Raw genomic sequence first — 21,370 nt, forward strand, 5'->3', positions numbered from 1 at the left:
CAGACGTTTGCCTGCTGGGTAAACTCCGGCAAGCTACCGTTCATTCAACCGAACAAGGATATCTTCCGTGCCGACACCTCCTGTCTCCGCGCTGGTTGCCCAGATGGGCGAGGGTCCGGCGCCGCTGTACGCCCGGGTCAAACAGATGATCGCCCAGCAGATCCAGAATGGCAGCTGGCCGCCGCATCACCGGGTGCCGTCCGAGAGCGAACTGGTCAACCAGTTGGGCTTCAGCCGCATGACCATCAACCGCGCCTTGCGCGAGCTCACCGCCGAAGGTTTGCTGGTGCGCATGCAGGGCGTCGGCACCTTTGTGGCCGAGCCCAAGAGCCGTTCGGCGCTGTTCGAGGTCAACAACATTGCCGACGAGATCGCCGCCCGTGGCCACGAGCACAGCTGCCAGGTGATCATCCTCGCCGAAGAGGCCGCCGGTTCCGAGCGCGCCCTGGCCCTGGACATGCGTGAAGGCCAGCGGGTGTTCCACTCGCTGATCGTGCATTACGAGAACGGCGTCGCCGTGCAGATCGAAGACCGCTTCGTTAATGCTGCGGTAGCGCCCGAATACCTCCAGCAGGACTTCACCCGGCAAACGCCCTACGCCTACCTGTCCCAGGTCGCACCCTTGACCGAGGGCGAACACGTGGTCGAGGCGATTCTTGCCGACCCGGATGAATGCCGCCTGCTGCAAATCGAACCGGGCGAGCCGTGCCTGCTGATCCGCCGCCGCACCTGGTCGGGGCGTCAGCCAGTGACTGCCGCTCGTCTGATTCATCCCGGATCCCGTCATCGCTTGGAAGGACGCTTCAGCAAATGAGCCAGTTGCAGGTATTACGCGCCAAAGACTACCCCCGCATGCCATGGAAGAACGGCGGCGGCAGCACCGAAGAGATTGCCCGCGATGCCGGCGTCGGCCTGGACGGCTTCGGCTGGCGCCTGTCGATTGCCGATATCAGCGAGTCCGGTGGCTTTTCCAGCTTTGCCGGGTATCAGCGGATCATCACCGTGCTCGAGGGCGAGGGCATGCGCCTGCAGGTCGATGGCCAGCCGACGCGGCCGTTGCTGCCGTTCGACGCCTTTGCCTTCAGCGGCCAGAGCCAGGTCAGTTGCACGCTGCTCGGTGGTGCAATTCGCGATTTCAACCTGATCTATTCTCCCGAGCGCTACAACGCGCGCCTGCAGTGGCTCGATGGCAGCCAGCGGCTGTTCAGTTCGGCCACGACCGTGCTGCTGTTTGCCGTGGCTTCCCAGGTCGAGGTGACGCTGGACAGCGGTGTGCAGCTGCTTGGGCGCTATGACTGCTTGCACCTGGAGGCGAGTCAGGGCCTGCAGACCTTGAACATTCAGGGGCGCTGCTGCCTGATCGAGCTCAGCCCGCGCTGAGTGTGTTACGCCTCGGCCGTTCAGCGCGGCCGAGGCTGTTACCGATTGACCCAAAGTGGTGCAACGCCACTGATCCCCTTGGCTTGACCGCTCATCTCCTGGAAAAAATTTTAATTCGCCACAGCCCGCGCATCGCGGGGCTCTAGCACCTGCGTTGGCGCCGGGAAAAGCGCACTGATCAGGAGTTGGCACTTCAATTGCCTATGCTTGTACATACAAGTAAAGATGTGTTTGTATAAGTGCCATGACCCACCCAATGCCTGGGTTGCTCTGGACCGATCGCTTAGGAGCCATTTCCGTGACTGACAACAACTTCAAGAAATTCCGTGACGTCGAAATCCGCGCAGCGCGCGGCAACAAGCTGACCGCCAAAAGCTGGCTGACTGAAGCACCGTTGCGCATGCTGATGAACAACCTCGACCCGGAAGTCGCCGAGAACCCGAAAGAGCTGGTGGTGTACGGCGGTATTGGCCGTGCCGCGCGTAACTGGGAGTGCTACGACAAGATCGTCGAGAGCCTGACCAACCTGAACGACGACGAAACCCTGCTGGTGCAGTCGGGCAAGCCGGTCGGCGTGTTCAAGACCCACAGCAACGCCCCGCGCGTACTGATCGCCAACTCCAACCTGGTACCGCACTGGGCCAACTGGGAACACTTTAACGAACTGGATGCCAAGGGCCTGGCCATGTACGGCCAGATGACCGCCGGCAGCTGGATCTACATCGGCAGCCAGGGCATCGTCCAGGGCACCTACGAAACCTTCGTCGAAGCCGGCCGCCAGCACTACAACGGCAGCCTCAAGGGCAAGTGGGTACTGACCGCGGGCCTGGGCGGCATGGGCGGCGCCCAGCCACTGGCGGCGACCCTGGCCGGCGCCTGCTCGCTGAACATCGAATGCCAGCAGAGCCGCATCGACTTCCGCCTGAGCAGCCGTTATGTCGACGAGCAAGCCAAGGACCTGGACGACGCCCTGGCGCGCATCGCCAAATACACCGCCGAAGGCAAGGCCATCTCCATTGCCCTGCTGGGCAACGCCGCCGAAATCCTGCCTGAACTGATCAAGCGTGGCGTGCGCCCGGACATGGTCACCGACCAGACCAGCGCCCACGACCCGCTCAACGGCTACCTGCCAGCCGGCTGGACCTGGGAGCAATACCGCGACCGTGCGCAGACCGAACCGGCTGCGGTGGTCAAGGCCGCCAAGCAATCGATGGCTGTCCACGTTCAAGCCATGCTCGAGTTTCAGAAGCAGGGCGTGCCGACTTTCGACTACGGTAACAACATCCGTCAAATGGCCAAGGAAGAGGGCGTTGCCAATGCTTTCGACTTCCCGGGCTTCGTACCGGCCTACATTCGTCCGCTGTTCTGCCGTGGTATCGGTCCGTTCCGCTGGGCGGCGCTGTCGGGTAATGCCGAAGACATCTACAAGACCGACGCCAAGGTCAAGGAACTGATCCCGGACGACGACCACCTGCACAACTGGCTGGACATGGCTCGCGAGCGCATCAGCTTCCAGGGCCTGCCGGCGCGTATCTGCTGGGTTGGTCTGGGCCAGCGCGCCAAGCTGGGCCTGGCGTTCAACGAAATGGTCCGCCGCGGCGAGTTGTCGGCGCCGATCGTTATCGGCCGCGACCACCTGGACTCCGGCTCGGTATCCAGCCCCAACCGTGAAACCGAATCGATGCAGGATGGCTCCGACGCCGTCTCCGACTGGCCGCTGCTCAACGCCCTGCTCAACACCGCCAGCGGTGCGACCTGGGTGTCCCTGCACCACGGTGGTGGCGTAGGCATGGGCTTCTCCCAGCACTCGGGCATGGTCATCGTCTGCGACGGTACCGACGAAGCTGCCGAGCGGATCGCCCGGGTACTGACCAACGACCCGGCTACCGGTGTCATGCGTCACGCCGATGCCGGTTATCAGATCGCCATCGACTGCGCCAAGGAACAAGGCTTGAACCTGCCGATGATCACGCGCTGATCTGCACTAAATGGTTGATACTGATATCTATGCAGGCGCCTACGCCTCACGAGTACGGAGCATTAACGTGACTGAATTGACCCTGAAGCCTGGCACCCTGACCCTGGCTCAGCTGCGTGCGATCTACCAGCAGCCGGTAAAACTCAAGCTGGATTCCAGCGCTGACCAGCAGATCGACGCCAGCGTCGCCTGCGTCGAGCAGATTCTCGCGGAAAACCGCACCGCCTACGGCATCAACACCGGTTTCGGCCTGCTGGCCTCGACCCGTATCGCCAGCCACGACCTGGAAAACCTCCAGCGTTCGCTGGTGCTGTCCCACGCCGCTGGCGTCGGCCAACCGATCGACGACGCCCTGGTGCGCCTGATCATGGTGCTCAAGGTCAACAGCCTGAGCCGTGGTTTCTCCGGCATCCGCCGCAAGGTGATCAACGCCCTGATCGCGCTGATCAACGCCGAAGTCTATCCGCACATCCCGCTCAAGGGTTCGGTCGGCGCGTCCGGCGACCTCGCCCCGCTGGCGCACATGTCGCTGGTACTGTTGGGTGAAGGCAAGGCGCGTCACAACGGCCAATGGCTGTCGGCCACCGAAGCCCTGGCGGTTGCTGGCCTTGAGCCGCTGACCCTGGCGGCCAAAGAAGGCCTGGCACTGCTCAATGGCACTCAGGCCTCCACCGCCTTTGCCCTGCGCGGCCTGTTCGAAGGTGAAGACCTGTTCGCCGCGGCCATGTCGGTCGGTGGCCTGACCGTCGAAGCCGTGCTGGGTTCGCGTTCGCCGTTCGATGCGCGCATCCACGAAGCCCGTGGCCAGCGCGGCCAGATCGATGCAGCCGCGTGCTACCGCGACCTGCTGGGTGATGGCAGCGAAGTTTCCGCCTCTCACGAGAACTGCGGCAAAGTCCAGGACCCGTACTCGCTGCGTTGCCAGCCACAGGTCATGGGCGCCTGCCTGACCCAGTTCCGCCAGGCCGCCGAAGTGCTGGTGATCGAAGCCAACGCCGTGTCCGACAACCCGCTGGTATTTGCCGCCGAAGGCGACGTGATCTCCGGTGGTAACTTCCACGCGGAGCCGGTGGCCATGGCCGCCGACAACATGGCCCTGGCCATCGCCGAAATCGGTTCGCTGAGCGAGCGCCGCATCTCGCTGATGATGGACAAGCACATGTCCCAGCTGCCGCCGTTCCTGGTTGCCAATGGCGGGGTCAACTCCGGCTTCATGATCGCCCAGGTTACCGCCGCGGCCCTGGCCAGCGAGAACAAGGCCCTGGCGCACCCGCACAGCGTCGACAGCCTGCCAACGTCTGCCAACCAGGAAGACCACGTGTCGATGGCCCCGGCTGCCGGCAAGCGCCTGTGGGAAATGAGCGACAACGTGCGCGGTATCCTTGCCATCGAATGGCTGGCTGCCTGCCAGGGCCTGGACCTGCGTGAAGGCCTGAAGACCTCGCCGAAGCTGGAACAGGCGCGTCAAACCCTGCGCAGCAAAGTTGCTTACTACGACAAAGACCGCTTCTTCGCCCCGGACATCGAGGCGGCCATCGCCCTGCTGGCCGAAGGGCGCCTGACCGGCCTGCTGCCGGCCAAGGTCCTGCCTAGCCTGTAATTGCTCCCGGGGCCCTTCGCGGGGCAAGCCCGCTCCCTCATTGGGGGCGGGCTTGCGCCGGGATTGGCGCGCCCGTTCATTCTCACGACCAGAACAAGAATAAGGACGTGACATGCAAGAAGCTCAAGGACTCAAGCGCGGGCTGACCGCGCGACACATTCGTTTCATGGCGCTGGGCTCGGCGATCGGTACCGGGCTGTTCTACGGCTCCGCCTCGGCCATCCAGATGGCCGGCCCTGCAGTACTGCTGGCCTACCTGATCGGTGGTGCAGCGGTCTTCATGGTCATGCGCGCGCTGGGCGAAATGGCCGTGCACAACCCGGTGTCCGGCTCCTTCGGCCACTACGCCAGTACCTACCTGGGGCCGATGTCGGGGTTTATCCTCGGCTGGACCTATGCCTTTGAAATGATCATCGTCTGCCTCGCCGACGTCACCGCCTTCGGCATCTATATGGGCTTCTGGTTTCCGGAAGTGGCGCGCTGGATCTGGGTGCTGGGCATCGTCTTCCTGATCGGCGGCCTGAACCTGTGCAACGTCAAGGTGTTCGGCGAGATGGAGTTCTGGCTGTCGCTGCTCAAGGTCGGCGCCATCGTCGCGATGATCCTCGCCGGTTTCGGCATCATGGCCTTCGGCCTGAGCAATGCCGCTGCCGATAACGCCGTGGGCATCAGCAACCTGTTCGAGCATGGCGGCTTCATGCCCAACGGCATTGGTGGCCTGATCGCCTCGTTTGCCGTGGTGATGTTTGCCTTTGGCGGTATCGAAATCATCGGCATCACCGCCGGTGAAGCCAAGGACCCGCAGCGCGTTATCCCCAAGGCAATCAACGCCGTGCCGATGCGCATCCTGCTGTTCTATGTGCTGACGTTGTTCGTGTTGATGTGCCTGTACCCATGGCCGCAAATCGGCAGCCAGGGCAGCCCGTTCGTGCAGATCTTCAGTAACCTGGGGATTGGCTCGGCGGCGACCGTGCTGAACATCGTGGTGATTTCCGCCGCGGTCTCGGCGATCAACAGCGACATTTTCGGCGCCGGGCGCATGATGTACGGCCTGGCCCAGCAAGGTCAGGCGCCCAAAGGCTTTGCCAAGATCTCCCGGCATGGCGTGCCATGGATGACCGTGCTGGTCATGGGCGCAGCGTTGCTCGGCGGTGTGGTGCTCAACTACTTGATCCCAGAAAACGTGTTCCTGCTGATTGCCTCGATCGCCACCTTCGCGACCGTCTGGGTGTGGCTGATGATCCTGGTGACCCAGGTTGCCATGCGCCGCAGCATGAGCCGTGAAGAAGTTGCCCAGCTGAAATTCCCGGTACCGTTCTGGCCTTATGGCCCGGCGGCAGCGATTGCCTTCATGCTGTTCGTCTTTGGCGTACTCGGGTACTTCCCTGATACTCAAGCCGCGCTGCTGGTCGGCGTGGTCTGGGTATTGTTCCTGGTGGTGGCCTACAAGCTCTGGTGCAAGCCGCAGGTGGTTGCCGCCGAGCAGCCGCTGGTGCAGGAACCTTCTCAACTCTGATCAAGGAGACTCTGGATGAAAACCCTCTGGCAGCATTGCCATGTGGCAAGCATGGCGCAAGGTACTTACTCGATCATCGAGGATGCGGCGATCGTCACCAGCGCCGGCCATATCGAATGGATCGGGCCGCGCCAGCAGCTGCCGGCCCTGGTCGCTGACAGAACCGTGGACCTGGGCGGCGCCTGGGTCACTCCGGGGTTGATCGACTGCCACACCCACGCGGTGTTTGGCGGCAACCGCAGCGGCGAGTTCGAGCAGCGCCTGCAAGGCGTCAGCTATGCCGAGATCGCCGCCCAGGGCGGCGGCATCGCCAGTACCGTGCGGGCGACCCGCGCGGCCAGCGAAGACGAGCTGTTCGCCAGTGCCCGCCAGCGCGTGCAGGCGCTGATGCATGATGGCGTCACCACCCTGGAGATCAAGTCCGGCTACGGCCTTGACCTGGCCAGCGAGCGCAAGCTGCTCAAGGTTATCCGCCGCCTTGGCGAGGAGCTGCCGCTCACCGTGCGCAGCACCTGCCTGGCAGCCCACGCCTTGCCACCGGAATACAAGGATCGGGCTGACGACTACATCAGCCATATCTGTGACGAAATGCTCCCGGCCCTGGCGGCCGAGGGTTTGGTGGATGCAGTGGATGCCTTCTGCGAGTACCTGGCGTTTTCGCCGGCCCAGGTCGAGCGGGTGTTCATCAAGGCTCGCGAACTGGGCCTGCCGGTCAAGCTGCATGCCGAGCAACTGTCGTCGCTGGCAGGCTCGAGCCTGGCGGCACGCTACCAGGCGCTGTCGGCCGATCACCTGGAATTCATGACCGAAGACGACGCCATCGCCATGGCGGCGGCCGGGACCGTGGCGGTACTGCTGCCCGGTGCGTTCTACTTTCTGCGCGAAACCCAGTTGCCACCGATGGACGCGCTGCGCAAGCATGGGGTGAAAATTGCCATTGCCAGCGACCTCAACCCCGGCACTTCGCCGGCGCTGTCGCTGCGGCTGATGCTGAACATGGCCTGTACCTTGTTCCGCATGACCCCGGAAGAAGCCCTGGCCGGTGTCACCCTGCATGCGGCAACCGCTTTGGGGCTGGGCGACAGCCACGGTTCACTGGAAGTGGGCAAGGTTGCCGACTTTGTCGCCTGGCAGATCGAGCGACCGGCCGACCTGGCCTACTGGCTCGGCGGCGACCTGCCCAAGCGGGTGGTGCGCCTGGGCCATGAAATTTCCAATTGAGAGAGGGCGTATGGACAAGGTACTGAAATTTCACCAGGGCACGCTGCCGCTGCTGATCAGCATGCCCCACGCCGGTTTGAAGCTGACCCCAGCGGTGCAGGACGGCCTGGTCGGGCAGGCGCAAAGCTTGCCGGACACCGACTGGCACATTCCGCAGCTATATGAGTTTGCCCAAGGCCTGGGCGTGAGCGTGGTCGCCGCCGAGTACTCGCGTTTCGTCATCGACCTGAACCGCCCGGACGACGACAAGCCGCTGTACGTTGGCGCCACCACCGGCCTGTACCCGGCCACGCTGTTTGAGGGCGAGCCGTTGTTCAAGGACGGCCAGGCGCCGTCGGCACAGGAGCGGGCGGGGTACCTGGAAGCCATCTGGCGGCCTTACCACGACACCATTCGCAGCGAGCTGGCGCGCCTGCGCGAGCAGTTCGGCTATGCCTTGCTGTGGGATGCCCACTCGATTCGTTCACACATCCCGCACCTGTTCGACGGCAAGCTGCCGGACTTCAACCTCGGCACCTTCAATGGCGCCAGTTGTGATCCGCAACTGGCCGAACGGCTGCAAGGTGTTTGTGCAAAATTTGAGCAGTACAGTCATGTGCTCAATGGCCGCTTCAAGGGTGGGCATATCACCCGCCACTATGGCGACCCGGCCAACAACATTCATGCAGTGCAGCTGGAGCTGGCGCAGAGCACCTACATGGAAGAGGTCGAGCCGTTCAAGTACCGCGAGGACCTGGCGGCGCCGACCCAGGTGGTGTTGAAGCAGTTGCTCCAGACCTTGCTGGCGTGGGGCAAGGAGCGCTATTCACGCTGATTGCGCGGCGCCTGCATCGCGGGGCAAGCCCGCTCCCACAGTTCTCGTTGGAGCGGGCTTGCCCCGCGATGAGGCCCCAAAGCCATCACAGGTACATGCTCAAAGCGCAATTCAGGTTTATGATGCCCAACGGCAGAATAATTTCCACACGGAGTGCGTAATGCAGACCTTGTACCCGCAGATCAAACCCTACGCCCGGCACGATCTGGCCGTGGAAGCACCGCATGTGCTGTATGTCGATGAAAGCGGTTCGCCGGAAGGTCTGCCGGTGGTGTTCATCCATGGTGGCCCGGGTGCCGGCTGCGATGCCCAGAGCCGCTGCTACTTCGACCCCAATCTGTACCGCATCATCACCTTCGACCAGCGCGGCTGCGGCCGTTCGACCCCGCATGCCAGCCTGGAAAACAACACCACCTGGCACCTGGTCGAAGACCTGGAGCGCATCCGCAAGCACCTGGGGATCGACAAGTGGGTGCTGTTCGGCGGCTCGTGGGGCTCGACCCTGGCCCTGGCCTACGCCCAGACCCACCCCGAGCGCGTGCATGGGCTGATTTTGCGTGGCATCTTCCTGTGCCGCCCGCAAGAGATCGAGTGGTTCTACCAGGCCGGCGCCAGCCGCCTGTTTCCCGATTACTGGCAGGACTACATCGCGCCGATTCCGGCCGAAGAGCGCGGCGACCTGGTCAAGGCTTTCCACAAGCGCCTCACCGGCAACGACCAGATCGCCCAGATGCACGCAGCCAAGGCCTGGTCGACCTGGGAAGGGCGCACCGCGACCCTGCGGCCCAACCCGCTGGTGGTCGATCGCTTCTCCGAGCCACAGCGCGCGCTGTCGATCGCCCGCATCGAGTGCCACTACTTCACCAACAATGCCTTCCTTGAACCGGACCAGTTGATCCGCGACATGCCGAAGATCGCCCACCTGCCGGCGGTGATCGTGCATGGTCGCTACGACGTGATCTGCCCGCTGGACAACGCTTGGGAGCTGCACCAGGCCTGGCCGAACAGTGAGCTTAAGGTGATTCGCGACGCTGGCCACGCTGCCTCGGAGCCCGGCATCACCGACGCCCTGGTGCGCGCCGCCGACCAGATGGCCCGGCGCCTGCTCGACCTGCCCCTGGAAGAAGCATGAAGGGCTTGCTGCAACGCGTGCGTGGCGCGCGGGTGGATGTCGAGGGCAAAACCGTTGGCGCGATCGACCAGGGCCTGCTGGTGCTGGTCGCGGTCGAGCCGGGCGATACCCGCGGCCATGCCGACAAGCTGCTGCACAAGCTGCTCAACTACCGGGTGTTCAGCGACCCACAGGGCAAGATGAACCTGTCGCTCAAGGATATCGGCGGCGGCCTGCTGCTGGTGTCGCAGTTCACCCTGGCCGCCGATACCCAGAGCGGCCTGCGCCCGAGCTTTTCGACGGCTGCGCCGCCAGCGCTAGGGGCCGAGCTTTTCGACTATTTGCTGGCCCAGGCGCAGGCGCAACATGCAACGGTTGCCAGTGGTCAGTTCGGTGCTGACATGCAAGTGCACCTGGTCAATGATGGCCCCGTAACATTTATGTTACAAATCTGATGGCAAAAAACCCCTGTTTGCGGGAAAACAAGGGGTTTTGTAGCATAAATAGTTTGATCAGCCTGATGCGTTGTAACGCAGCCTGCTGGATAATCGCGCGCCATGTGGGCCTGCGTTCGTGGGTTCGTTTCACTCTGACTTGAGACTGTCCGGAACCGTTTGGGGAATCATTGCGCCCTTTCGGAGTCCGAACAGTGCTCGCCAACCTGGCATATGTCGCTGGCCGTTGGTTTTATGATCTGTTTTCGGCGAGGGTTGCTCGTGATTGTAAGTCCCTGTAATGCACCAAGAACTCCTGGCAATCGGCTGCGCACGGCGCTGTTGGCAGGCGCAACGCTGGTAAGCCTGCTCGGCGCAGGCCAGCTCTGGGCGTTCAACCTTGACGATGTCGCGGCCAAGGCGAAGGATCTTGCCGGACAAAAGTACGAAGCGCCGAAAAGCAATCTGCCGGCGGTGTTCCGTGACATGAAGTACGCGGACTACCAGAAAATCCGCTTCCTCAACGAAAAAGCCGAGTGGGCCAAGGACAAGACGCCGTTCAAGCTGTCCTTCTACCACCAGGGCATGCATTTCGACACGCCGGTCAAGATCAACGAAATCACCACCAAGGCGGTGAAAGAGATCAAGTACGACCCGAGCCGTTTCGATTTCGGCGACCTGCAGTTCGACGCCAAGGCCACCGAGAAGCTGGGGTACGCGGGTTTCCGCGTGCTCTACCCGATCAACAAGGCCGACAAGCAGGATGAAATCATGACCCTGCTGGGCGCCAGCTATTTCCGCGTGGTCGGAAAGGGCCATGTGTATGGCCTGTCGGCCCGTGGCCTGGCGATCGACACCGCGCTGCCGTCGGGTGAAGAGTTCCCGCGCTTCACCGAGTTCTGGGTCGAGCGCCCGAAACCTGCCGACAAACAACTGGTGATCTACGCGCTGCTCGATTCGCCGCGTTCCACCGGTGCCTACCGCCTGACCCTGCGTCCGGGCAGCGACACCATTGTCGACGTGCAGTCCAAGGTGTTCCTGCGTGACCACGTCAGCCGCCTGGGCATCGCCCCGCTGACCAGCATGTTCCTGTTCGGCGGCAACCAGCCGTCCAAGGTACTCAATTACCGTCCGGCCCTGCACGACTCCGAAGGCCTGTCGATCCATGCCGGCAACGGCGAGTGGCTGTGGCGCCCACTGAACAACCCGAAACACCTGGCCGTAAGCAACTTCAGCGTCGAGAACCCGCGTGGTTTCGGCCTGCTGCAACGCCAGCGCGAGTTCAGCCAGTTCGAAGACCTCGACGACAACTACCAGAAGCGTCCAAGTGCCTGGATCGAGCCGGTCGGTGACTGGGGCAAGGGTACCGTCGATCTGGTCGAGATCCCGACTGCCGACGAAACCAACGACAACATCGTGGCTTTCTGGAGCCCGGAGAAACTGCCGGAGCCAGGTACCCCGTTCGAATACGCCTACCGCCTGCACTGGACCATCGACGAGTCCAACCTGCATTCGCCGAACCTGGGCTGGGTCAAGCAGACCCTGCGCTCGACCGGTGACGTCAAGCAGTCCAACCTGATCCGTCAGCCCGATGGCAGCGTGGCCTTCCTGGTCGACTTCGAAGGCCCGGTATTGGCTAAACTGCCGGAAGACACCGCCGTGCGCAGCCAGGTCAGCGTTGGCGACAATGCCGAAGTGGTCGAGAACAACCTGCGCTACAACCCGGACATCAAGGGCTGGCGCCTGACCCTGCGGTTGAAGATCAAGGATCCGGGCAAGTCCGTGGAAATGCGCGCCGCCCTGCTGCGTGACGTTCCGGTCGAGCCGGCCAAGCCTGCCAAACCAAGCAAGCAGGACAAAGCCGCGGCCAAACACGCCAAGGCCGACAAGCCTGCCGAGCAACCTGCCGCCGACGCGGCCTCCACCACCGGGGCACCGGCCACCACCGAACAGGTGCTGACCGAGACCTGGAGCTATCAGTTGCCTGCCGATGAGTAATGCCCATACCCGGCCAGAATCGCTCAGCGAATACCTGGCCCACCTGCCCCTGAGCGACGAGCAGCGCGCGGAACTCGCCCGCTGCTCCTCGTTCAGCGAGCTGCATCAACGCCTGTCTGCCCAGCCGGGCGCCGACGCTGCCGAGGCCGTCCAGGCCTCGGTGGGCGAGCGCCTGCACGTGACCTGCGCCGAAGAGCTGCAAGACGCCGAGATGCTCGCGGTGGACGGCAGCGGCCGGGTGTGCCTGAAGGCCACGCCGCCGATCCGGCGCACCCGGGTCATCCCCGAGCCGTGGCGGACCAACATCCTGATCCGCGCCTGGCGCCGCCTGACCGGCCGCACCAACGCCCCGGCCCCGGAAAAACGCGAGCTGCCCAAGGCACGCTGGCGCTGGGTCGGTTCGATGCGCCGCTACATCCTGCTGGCGCTGATGCTCGGCCAGACCATCGTCGCCGGTTGGTACATGAAGGGCATCCTGCCGTACCAGGGCTGGTCGTTCGTCGACCTCGACGAGGTCATGCACCAGCCGCTGCTGCAAACCGCCACGCAAGTCTGGCCGTATGCCCTGCAGACCAGCATCCTGATTCTCTTCGGGATCCTCTTCTGCTGGGTCTCGGCGGGTTTCTGGACCGCGCTGATGGGCTTCCTCGAGCTGCTCACCGGGCGGGACAAATACCGCATCTCCGGCAGCAGTGCCGGCAATGAGCCGATCGAGGCCGGTGCCCGCACCGCGATCGTCATGCCGATCTGCAACGAAGACGTGCCACGGGTGTTCGCCGGCCTGCGGGCGACCTTCGAGTCGGTGGCCGCCACCGGTGACCTCGACCGTTTCGACTTCTTCGTGCTCAGCGACACCAACGACACCGACATCGCCGTGGCCGAGCAACAGGCCTGGCTGGAAGTCTGCCGCGAGTCCAAGGGTTTCGGGCGGATCTTCTACCGTCGCCGGCGTCGCCGGGTCAAACGCAAGAGCGGCAACCTCGACGACTTCTGCCGGCGCTGGGGCGGCGACTACCGCTACATGGTCGTACTCGATGCCGACAGCGTGATGAGCGGCGAATGCCTGACCAGCCTGGTGCGCCTGATGGAGGCCAATCCGGACGCCGGGATCATCCAGACCGCGCCGAAAGCCTCGGGCATGGACACCCTGTATGCGCGCATGCAGCAGTTCGCCACCCGCGTCTACGGCCCGCTGTTCACTGCTGGCCTGCACTTCTGGCAGCTTGGCGAGTCGCACTATTGGGGCCACAACGCGATCATCCGCATGAAACCCTTCATCGAGCACTGCGCCCTGGCGCCATTGCCGGGCAAGGGCGCGTTTGCCGGTGCGATCCTCTCCCACGACTTCGTTGAAGCGGCGTTGATGCGTCGTGCCGGTTGGGGCGTGTGGATTGCCTACGACCTGCCGGGCAGCTACGAAGAACTGCCGCCGAACCTGCTCGATGAGCTCAAGCGCGACCGGCGCTGGTGTCACGGCAACCTGATGAACTTCCGCCTGTTCTTGGTCAAGGGCATGCACCCTGTACACCGTGCGGTGTTCCTCACCGGGGTGATGTCGTACCTGTCGGCGCCGTTGTGGTTCTTCTTCCTGGTGTTGTCGACCGCGTTGCTGGCGACCAACACCCTGATGGAGCCGCAGTACTTCCTCGAACCGCGCCAGCTCTACCCGTTGTGGCCGCAGTGGCACCCGGAGAAAGCCATCGCGCTGTTCTCCACCACCATCGTGCTGCTGTTCCTGCCCAAGCTGCTCAGCGTCATCCTGATCTGGGCCAAGGGCGCGAAAGAGTTCGGCGGGCGCTTCAAGGTCACCGTGTCGATGCTGCTGGAGATGCTCTTCTCCATGCTCCTGGCGCCGGTGCGGATGATTTTCCACACCCGCTTCGTGCTCGCCGCGTTCCTCGGCTGGGCCGCGACCTGGAACTCGCCGCAGCGTGACGACGACTCCACTCCTTGGAGCGAAGCGGTACGCCGCCATGGTCCGCAAACCCTGCTGGGCGTGGCCTGGGCGCTGCTGGTGGCCTGGCTCAACCCGAGCTTTTTGTGGTGGCTGGTGCCGATCGTCGGTTCGCTGATGCTGTCGATCCCGGTCTCGGTGATCTCCAGCCGCGTGCACCTGGGCCTGCGTGCCAAGGACGAAAGCCTGTTCCTGATTCCTGAGGAATACGCCACGCCGCAGGAGCTGCTGGCCACCGACCAGTACACCCACGAGAACCGCTGGCATGCCATGCACGACGGTTTCGTGCGTGCCGTGGTCGATCCGCAGCAGAACGCCCTGGCTTGTGCCCTGGCCACCGCTCGCCACGGTGTCGCGGCGCCGATCGAGGCACTGCGTGCCGAGCGTATCGCCAAGGCCCTGGAGGTCGGCCCGAACGGCCTGGACGGCAACACCCGCCTGGCCCTGCTCAGCGACCCGGTCGCCCTGGCGCGCCTGCACACAGCAGTCTGGGATGGGCAGAACGAGGCCTGGCTGGGCGTCTGGCGCCAGTCGATCGCCAACGATCCGCACTCGCCGCTGCTGCCGCTGCATCCAGAGCCTGCGGCGCAGCCTTCGATGGCCAGCGCCTGATCGTCTGACAGGCTCAAGCAATCGCCGGCAACGCCGGCTCTCACAGGGTTGTATGCACAACTGACCTTGGGGGAGCCGGTGTTGCCGGCGATGCTTTTTCTGGTATCAATGCGTAACAAAGTCATCTTCGGCTATATGTACCGTGCCGTTCATGCGTTAGCATCCCACCCCGAATATCTCGCACCCGTCGCTGTAGGACGGTTCGCGCCAAAAATAAAATTCGAGCTTTCCTGCTAGGGGATCTGGTGATGATTAAGAAGTATCTGTCGATGCTGCTGGTCGGCGTCACGGCGCTGGTTGCGGTAAGTGCCGCGCAGGCGGCTGGTGCCATCGATGACGCGGTCAAGCGCGGCACCCTGCGTGTCGGCATGGACCCTACCTACATGCCGTTCCAGATGACCAACAAGCGCGGCGAGATCATCGGCTTCGAGGTCGATATCCTCAAGGCCATGGCCAAGTCCATGGGCGTCAAGCTGGAGATGGTTTCCACCGCCTATGACGGCATCATCCCGGCGCTGATGACCGACAAGTTCGACATGATCGGCAGCGGCATGACCCTGACCCAGGAACGCAACCTCAAGCTGAACTTCAGCGAACCCTTCATCGTGGTCGGCCAGACCCTGCTGATCCGCAAGGAACTGGCAGACGAGATCAAGTCCTACAAAGACCTGAACAACGACAAGTACCGCCTGACCTCCAAGCTCGGCACCACCGGCGAAATGGTCGCCAAGAAGCTGATCGGCAAAGCCAAGTACCACGGCTACGACAACGAGCAGGAAGCGGTGATGGACGTGGTCAACGGCAAGGCCGACGCCTTCGTCTATGACGCGCCGTACAACGTCGTGGCGGTGAACAAGGCCGGCGCTGGCAAGCTGCTGTTCCTCGACAAGCCGTTCACCTTCGAACCGCTGGCCTTCGGCCTGAAGAAGGGCGACTACGACAGCCTCAACTTCATCAACAACTTCCTGCACCAGATCAAGCACGACGGTACCTACGATCGAATCCACGACAAGTGGTTCAAGGACACCGCCTGGCTCAAGGACATGGAATAAGGCCAAGGCCCCACGCCTGGCTTGAAACCCGACGCGCAGGCTGGTCCTGCGCGTTCGCTTTTACGGAAGTACCCTCGTGATCAAACACAACAAAGCCCAGTGGCCCTGGCACGGGCTGACCGCGCTGGTCCTGATCGGCCTGGCGATCAGCCTGTATTACGCGACCTCGCTGATGTCCTACGAGTGGCGCTGGAACCGGGTGCCGCAGTATTTCGCCTACCAGGCCGAAGTCGCCCAGCGCGTGAGTGAAAACGGCACCATCGAAGCCATCGTCAGCAAGGGCGACATGGCCAGCGTCACCGTACGTGACGAGAGCGGTGGCGAGCAGGTCTTCGAGGTCGAGCAGGCCAGCGTACAGCTGTCGCGCGGCGACGATGTGGCCGAAGGCGACCTGATCGGCGTTACCCATCACTGGGCCGCGGGCCCGCTGGCCTGGGGCCTGTGGACCACGGTGTGGATCTCGGTCGCCTCCGGTGTGCTGGGGCTGTTGATCGGACTGTTTGCCGGGCTCTGCCGGCTGTCGAACAACCCGACATTGCGCGACCTGTCGACGGTCTATGTCGAGCTGGTGCGCGGCACGCCGCTGCTGGTGCAGATCTTCATCTTCTACTTCTTCATCGGCACCGTGCTCAACCTGTCCCGGGAGTTTGCCGGGGTGGCGGCGCTGGCGCTGTTTACCGGCGCCTACGTCGCCGAGATCGTCCGTGCCGGGGTGCAGTCGATTGCCAGGGGCCAGGGTGAAGCGGCCCGTTCGCTGGGCCTGAGCGCTGGCCAGTCGATGCGTCATGTGGTGCTGCCGCAAGCCTTCAAGCGCGTGCTGCCGCCGCTGGCCGGGCAGTTCATCAGCCTGGTCAAGGACACCTCGCTGGTCTCGGTGATCGCCATCACCGAACTGACCAAAAGCGGTCGCGAGGCGATCACCACTTCGTTCTCGACCTTCGAGATCTGGTTCTGCGTCGCCGGCCTGTACCTGTTGATCAACCTGCCGCTGTCGCACATGGCCAGCCGGCTTGAGCGGAGGCTTGCGCAAAGTGATTGAAGTCCGTGACCTGGTAAAAGTCTTCGACACCCGTGGGCAGGTGGTGCGCGCGGTCGATCACGTCAGCACCGACGTGGCCAAGGGCGAAGTGCTGGTAGTGCTCGGCCCTTCGGGTTCGGGCAAGTCGACCTTCCTGCGCTGCCTGAACGGCCTGGAGTCGTTCGATGAAGGCACCGTGGCCATCGACGGCCTGCAGTTGGCCGACCCGAAGACCGACGTCAACGCCTACCGCCGCGAAGTCGGTATGGTGTTCCAGCATTTCAACCTGTTCCCGCACATGACCGTGCTGGAGAACCTGTGCCTGGCGCAAAAAGTCGTGCGCAAGCGCGGCAAGGCCGAGCGCGAAGCCAAGGCCCGTGCGCTGCTGGATAAGGTTGGTATCGCCCAGAAGGCCAACGAGTACCCATCACGCTTGTCCGGTGGTCAGCAACAGCGGGTGGCGATCGCCCGCGCCCTGGCCATGGACCCCAAGGTGATGCTGTTCGATGAGCCGACCTCGGCGCTCGACCCGGAAATGGTCGGCGAAGTGCTCGATGTGATGAAGACCCTGGCCCTGGAAGGCATGACCATGGTCTGCGTCACCCACGAAATGGGCTTCGCCCGGGAAGTGGCGGATCGGGTGCTGTTCTTCGATCACGGCAAGCTGCTGGAAGATTCGCCGCCGGAGGCGTTCTTCACTTCACCCAAGGACCTGCGCGCCCAGGCGTTTTTGCGTCAGGTGCTCTAGGGCCTCATCGCGGGTCAAGCCCGCTCCCACTTATGTGGGAGCGGGCTTGACCCGCGATGCTTTCTACAGCTGGAACTTGCCGACCAGCGTCTGCAGATGCGTCCCCAACCGCGCCAGCTCGACGCTCGACGCCGCGGTCTCTTCACTGGCGGCCGAGGTCTGGTCCGACACGTCGCGCACATTCATCACGCTCCGGTTGATCTCTTCGGCCACCGCGCTCTGCTGCTCGGCAGCAGCGGCGATCTGCTGGTTCATCGCCTGGATCGACGACACGGTGCGGGTGATGGTTTCCAGCGAGGTGCCGGCGCGGCGGGTCAGCTCGACGCTGCTGTCGGTCAGGCCGCGGCTGGCGTCCATGACCGTGGCAACCTGCTGGGTGCCGTTTTGCAGGCCGGCGATCAGCTGTTCGATCTCTTCGGTGGACTGCTGGGTGCGCTGGGCCAGGCTGCGCACTTCATCGGCGACCACGGCAAAGCCACGCCCGGCTTCACCGGCGCGGGCAGCTTCGATGGCGGCGTTGAGGGCCAGCAGGTTGGTCTGCTGGGCCACCGACTTGATCACATCGAGCACACTGCCGATCTTGTCGCTTTCGGCCTTGAGCTGGCCCATGGCTTCGCTGGAGTGGTTGACCTCGCTGGCCAGGCGCTCGATCTGGGCGATGGCTTCGCCGACCACCCGATCGCCTTCGCGGGCCTGCTGGTCGGCCATCACCGCCGCCTCGGAGGCTTCCTCGGCGTTGCGCGCGACTTCCTGCACAGTGGCGGCCATTTCGTTCATGGCGGTGGCGACCTGGTCGGTCTCGACCTTTTGATTGTTGACCCCGGCGCTGGTCTGCTCGGTGACTGCCGACAGCTCTTCGGCGGCGCTGGCAATCTGGGTGACGCCGTCGCCGATGCCACCGATCAGTTCGCGCAGGCTCACAGTCATGCGCTGCATGCTGCGCTGTAATTGGCCCAGCTCGTCACGGCGATCGACCTTGAGGTCGTGGCGCAGATCGCCACTGGCGACGCGGTCGGCGGCGTTGAGGGTCTGGCGCAGGGGGATGACGATCTGCCGGGTAATCGCCCAGGCGGCCAGCAGGCCGAACAACAGGGCCAGCACGGTGGCCAGGGCCAGCATCGACTTGGCATGTTGCGACTCGGCATCGCGCAGGCCGGTAAGGGTGGTGGTCAGTTGCTGGCTTTGCTCGATCAGGCTCTGGCCGAGCACGATCATTTGCTGCGCGGCCTGCTCGGAGGCGCTTTGCGCATTGCCGAACTCGATCACCGCGCCACGGTAGTTGCCCAGTGCGCGGGCGGCCTGGTTGAAGTTGCTGGTGTAGCTGGCCGGCAGGACTTCGGCCAGGGTCTTGAGTTGCGAGGTGGCCTGGTCGATGGCTTCAAGCGCCGTTTGCTGGAACTCGGGCTTGCCGCTGTAGGTATAGCCACGCACCTGGAAGCGCGCCTGTTGCAGCAGTTTGCTGGCGCCGACCACGCTGTTGAACAGGTTCAGATCGCTGCCGCCGAGCAGTTGTTGCTCGACCTGGGCAATCAACGCCGCGGCCTCGTCGGCGCTGCTGCCGAGCACGGCGCGAGCGGCTTCGCGCTGCTGGGCGGCTTTGTCGGCACTGGTCAGGGCCTGGTGGTACTGGCGCACGGCGTCGTGCTGCTGCTCGATCCGGCGGCGGTTCTCGGGCAGGACAATACGTTGGTCGACCGCTTGCAGCTGGCGTTCAAGCGCCGCCAGGGCGTTGCTCAGGCCCTGCGCTGCAGCCTCGTCGCCCTTGAGCTGGAAGCCCTGGCGGGCAATGCGCAGCTCCAGGGTGGCCTGGTGCACCTGGGAGATGCCGCCCAGGGTGTCGCCACGCTCGGTAATGCCGTTCAGGCCCTGCCAGCCGGTCAGGGTAATGGCCAGGGTCAGCAACAGGACCAGGCCGAAGCCGATGCCGAGTTTGAGATTGACGCTCACGTTACCCAGGTGCTGGGCTAACCAACGGTACATGGTGGGACTCCATTGCGATCGGCAGAGGCGATTATTGTTCTGGTGCCAATGCATCGGCCTGGAGCGGCAAAACTGAAGTCAGAACAAGCGTGCCAATAGCGCGGTGACCGCGGTCTCGACGCGCAGGATGCGTTCGCCAAGCTGTACCGGGGCAAGGCCAGCCTTGCCCAGCAGGTCAATCTCGTAGGGAATCCAGCCGCCTTCCGGGCCGATGGCCAGGGTAACGGGCTCGTCCAACCCGCGTGGGCACGGCGGGTACTGGCCAGGATGGCCAACCAGGCCGAGGGTGCCCTCGCTGATGGCTGGCAGGCGGTCTTCGACAAACGGCTTGAAGCGCTTCTCGATGATGACTTCGGGCAGCACCGTGTCGCGGGTCTGCTCAAGGCCGAGGATCAGCTGTTCGCGGATCGCCTCGGGTTCGAGGAACGGTGTTTGCCAGAAGCTCTTTTCGACCCGGTAGCTGTTGACCAGGATGACCTTCGGCACGCCCATGGTGGCAACGGTCTGGAACACCCGGCGGAGCATCTTCGGCCGTGGCAGCGCCAGCACCAGGGTCAGCGGCAGTTTGGCCGGAGGCGGCTGGTCGAAACTGACCTTGAGCTCGGCCTCGTGACCTTCCAGGCGCAGCACCTCGGCCTGGCCCATCAGCCCGCCGATACGCCCGACCCGCAGGCTGTCGCCCACTGCCACACGGTGGATTTCCTGCATGTGGGTAAAGCGCCGGTCAGCCAGCACCACACGGTCGGCCGCGATGAAATCGGCTTCTTCGAGTAACAGCAGGTTCACGGCTGGGTCGCTGGCGGCTGGTCGTTATGGTCGTCGGCAGCGTCTTGCGGATGCTCGCTGCGCTTGCGGATCAGCCCGCCAAACAGCACGCCGATCTCGAACAGCAGCCACATCGGCACCGCCAGCAGGGTCTGCGAGAAGATGTCCGGCGGGGTGAGGATCATGCCGACCACGAAGCAGCCGATGATCACGTACGGGCGGATCTTTCTCAGGTACTTCACGTCGACCACGCCGATCCACACCAGCAGCACTACGGCCACCGGGATCTCGAAGGCCACGCCGAAGGCGAAGAACAGGGTCATGACGAAATCCAGGTAGCTGGAAATGTCCGTCATCATCGACACCCCTTCCGGGGTGGCGCTGGCGAAGAAGCCGAAGATCAGCGGGAACACCAGGAAATAGGCGAAGGCCATGCCGGCGTAGAACAGGATGATGCTCGACACCAGCAACGGAATGGCGATGCGCTTTTCATGGCGGTACAGGCCCGGCGCGATGAAGCCCCAGATCTGCTGCAGGATCAGCGGAATGGCCAGGAACAGCGAAACGATCATGGTCAGCTTGAACGGCGTCAGGAACGGCGAGGCGACGTCGGTGGCGATCATCGTCGCGTTGGCCGGCAAGTGCGCGCGCAATGGCGCCGAGACCAGGGTGTAGATCTGCTGCGCGAAGGAAAACAGCCCGGCGAAGATCAGGAAGATGGCCGCGACGCAGCGCAGCAGGCGTGTACGCAACTCGGTGAGGTGCGAAACCAGCGGCATCGGCTGGTCGTTTTCCGGAATATCGCTCATGGGGCTCGCGGTGGCTGTGTCGGTTCGGTGGGCGCGCTGGTGGCTGGCGGCGTGGGTTCGCTGCTGACCGGGGCGGGCGCCGGGGCGCTTTCGCTGGTGGCTGCCGGGGTTGCCGGCGGCTCGGGCGTGACGCTGTTGGGGTTGAGGATCTTGCGCGCTTCCTGCTCCATGGAGAGGATGTGCTCGTTGTGCAACTGACGACGGATGTCATCGGCGCCGATTTCGCGCTCGACCTCCTGCTTGATCGCATTGAAGCTGCGCTTGAGCCGGCCGATCCACAGCCCGGCGGTGCGCGCGGCACCCGGCAGGCGCTCGGGGCCGAGCACCAGCAGGGCCACCAGGCCCACGAGCAACAGTTCGCTGAAGCTGATCCCGAACAT

18 protein-coding genes and 1 pseudogene are annotated in these 21,370 nt (G+C 63.8%); 14 read left to right on the forward strand and 5 right to left on the reverse strand.

From position 1 onward, the window contains the following. Positions 1-103 precede the first annotated feature (103 nt). From hutC to ACZ9A3_RS25720, 14 genes are all read left to right on the forward strand, one after another. The gene (hutC, locus tag ACZ9A3_RS25655; protein ID WP_184959372.1) at positions 104-814 is read left to right on the forward strand and encodes a histidine utilization repressor; all 711 of its coding nucleotides are present in this window, start codon (positions 104-106) and stop codon (positions 812-814) included. Then, positions 811-1,380, forward strand: coding sequence for a HutD/Ves family protein (locus ACZ9A3_RS25660; protein WP_093377014.1), 570 nt, complete (start codon positions 811-813; stop codon positions 1,378-1,380). Before hutC ends, ACZ9A3_RS25660 begins: the two co-directional genes overlap by 4 nt. A gap of 298 nt (positions 1,381-1,678) precedes the next feature. Further along, on the forward strand, positions 1,679-3,358 hold the full coding sequence (gene hutU / locus ACZ9A3_RS25665; protein ID WP_045193892.1) for a urocanate hydratase: 1,680 nt from the start codon (positions 1,679-1,681) through the stop codon (positions 3,356-3,358). 67 nt (positions 3,359-3,425) lie between these two features. Beyond that, positions 3,426-4,958 (forward strand): histidine ammonia-lyase, encoded by a 1,533-nt coding sequence (gene hutH / locus ACZ9A3_RS25670; protein WP_045193891.1) that lies wholly within the window; start codon positions 3,426-3,428, stop codon positions 4,956-4,958. Positions 4,959-5,070: 112 nt separating this feature from the next. Continuing rightward, the gene (locus tag ACZ9A3_RS25675; protein WP_093377005.1) at positions 5,071-6,474 is read left to right on the forward strand and encodes an amino acid permease; all 1,404 of its coding nucleotides are present in this window, start codon (positions 5,071-5,073) and stop codon (positions 6,472-6,474) included. Positions 6,475-6,489: 15 nt separating this feature from the next. Further along, positions 6,490-7,695: an imidazolonepropionase gene (hutI, locus tag ACZ9A3_RS25680; RefSeq protein ID WP_258608991.1), complete on the forward strand. Its 1,206-nt coding sequence runs from the start codon at positions 6,490-6,492 to the stop codon at positions 7,693-7,695. Between the two features lie 10 nt (positions 7,696-7,705). Next, entirely contained in the window at positions 7,706-8,509 is an 804-nt protein-coding gene (gene hutG, locus ACZ9A3_RS25685; protein ID WP_045193888.1) for an N-formylglutamate deformylase, read from the forward strand. Positions 8,510-8,669: 160 nt separating this feature from the next. Next, positions 8,670-9,641 carry a prolyl aminopeptidase gene (gene pip, locus ACZ9A3_RS25690; RefSeq protein WP_045193887.1) on the forward strand — a complete coding sequence of 324 codons (972 nt, stop codon included), beginning with the start codon at positions 8,670-8,672 and terminating at the stop codon, positions 9,639-9,641. After that, on the forward strand, positions 9,638-10,075 hold the full coding sequence (dtd, locus tag ACZ9A3_RS25695; protein ID WP_045193886.1) for a D-aminoacyl-tRNA deacylase: 438 nt from the start codon (positions 9,638-9,640) through the stop codon (positions 10,073-10,075). Before pip ends, dtd begins: the two co-directional genes overlap by 4 nt. Positions 10,076-10,336: 261 nt before the next feature. Continuing rightward, positions 10,337-12,052, forward strand: coding sequence for a glucan biosynthesis protein G (locus tag ACZ9A3_RS25700; protein ID WP_258595970.1), 1,716 nt, complete (start codon positions 10,337-10,339; stop codon positions 12,050-12,052). Continuing rightward, a complete protein-coding gene (gene mdoH, locus ACZ9A3_RS25705; protein ID WP_045193885.1) occupies positions 12,045-14,618 on the forward strand; it encodes a glucans biosynthesis glucosyltransferase MdoH in 2,574 nt (857 codons plus the stop codon). The genes ACZ9A3_RS25700 and mdoH overlap by 8 nt, the downstream gene beginning before the upstream one ends. Before the next feature lie 251 nt (positions 14,619-14,869). Next, complete coding sequence (locus tag ACZ9A3_RS25710; RefSeq protein ID WP_176794300.1) at positions 14,870-15,670, forward strand: transporter substrate-binding domain-containing protein; 801 nt, start codon at positions 14,870-14,872, stop codon at positions 15,668-15,670. A 76-nt stretch (positions 15,671-15,746) separates the two neighbouring features. Further along, positions 15,747-16,709: an amino acid ABC transporter permease gene (locus ACZ9A3_RS25715; RefSeq protein WP_045193883.1), complete on the forward strand. Its 963-nt coding sequence runs from the start codon at positions 15,747-15,749 to the stop codon at positions 16,707-16,709. Beyond that, on the forward strand, positions 16,702-17,436 hold the full coding sequence (locus tag ACZ9A3_RS25720) for an amino acid ABC transporter ATP-binding protein (RefSeq protein WP_093387192.1): 735 nt from the start codon (positions 16,702-16,704) through the stop codon (positions 17,434-17,436). The genes ACZ9A3_RS25715 and ACZ9A3_RS25720 overlap by 8 nt, the downstream gene beginning before the upstream one ends. Positions 17,437-17,499: 63 nt before the next feature. On the opposite strand, the gene ACZ9A3_RS25725 is transcribed toward ACZ9A3_RS25720, so the two are convergent. From ACZ9A3_RS25725 to tatB, 5 genes and pseudogenes are all read right to left on the reverse strand, one after another. After that, on the reverse strand, positions 17,500-18,372 hold the full coding sequence (locus tag ACZ9A3_RS25725; RefSeq protein ID WP_374045263.1) for a methyl-accepting chemotaxis protein: 873 nt from the start codon (positions 18,370-18,372) through the stop codon (positions 17,500-17,502). Beyond that, positions 18,355-19,470 (reverse strand): annotated as a pseudogene (locus ACZ9A3_RS25730) (methyl-accepting chemotaxis protein); the annotation flags it as partial. The pseudogene ACZ9A3_RS25730 and the gene ACZ9A3_RS25725, both read right to left, overlap by 18 nt. A gap of 24 nt (positions 19,471-19,494) precedes the next feature. Next, positions 19,495-20,202 (reverse strand): 16S rRNA (uracil(1498)-N(3))-methyltransferase, encoded by a 708-nt coding sequence (locus tag ACZ9A3_RS25735; protein ID WP_476253258.1) that lies wholly within the window; start codon positions 20,200-20,202, stop codon positions 19,495-19,497. After that, entirely contained in the window at positions 20,199-20,990 is a 792-nt protein-coding gene (gene tatC / locus ACZ9A3_RS25740; protein ID WP_045193879.1) for a twin-arginine translocase subunit TatC, read from the reverse strand. Before tatC ends, ACZ9A3_RS25735 begins: the two co-directional genes overlap by 4 nt. Next, positions 20,987-21,370: a Sec-independent protein translocase protein TatB gene (tatB, locus tag ACZ9A3_RS25745; RefSeq protein ID WP_045193877.1), complete on the reverse strand. Its 384-nt coding sequence runs from the start codon at positions 21,368-21,370 to the stop codon at positions 20,987-20,989. Before tatB ends, tatC begins: the two co-directional genes overlap by 4 nt.

Source organism: Pseudomonas sp. TE4620 (assembly GCF_056279045.1).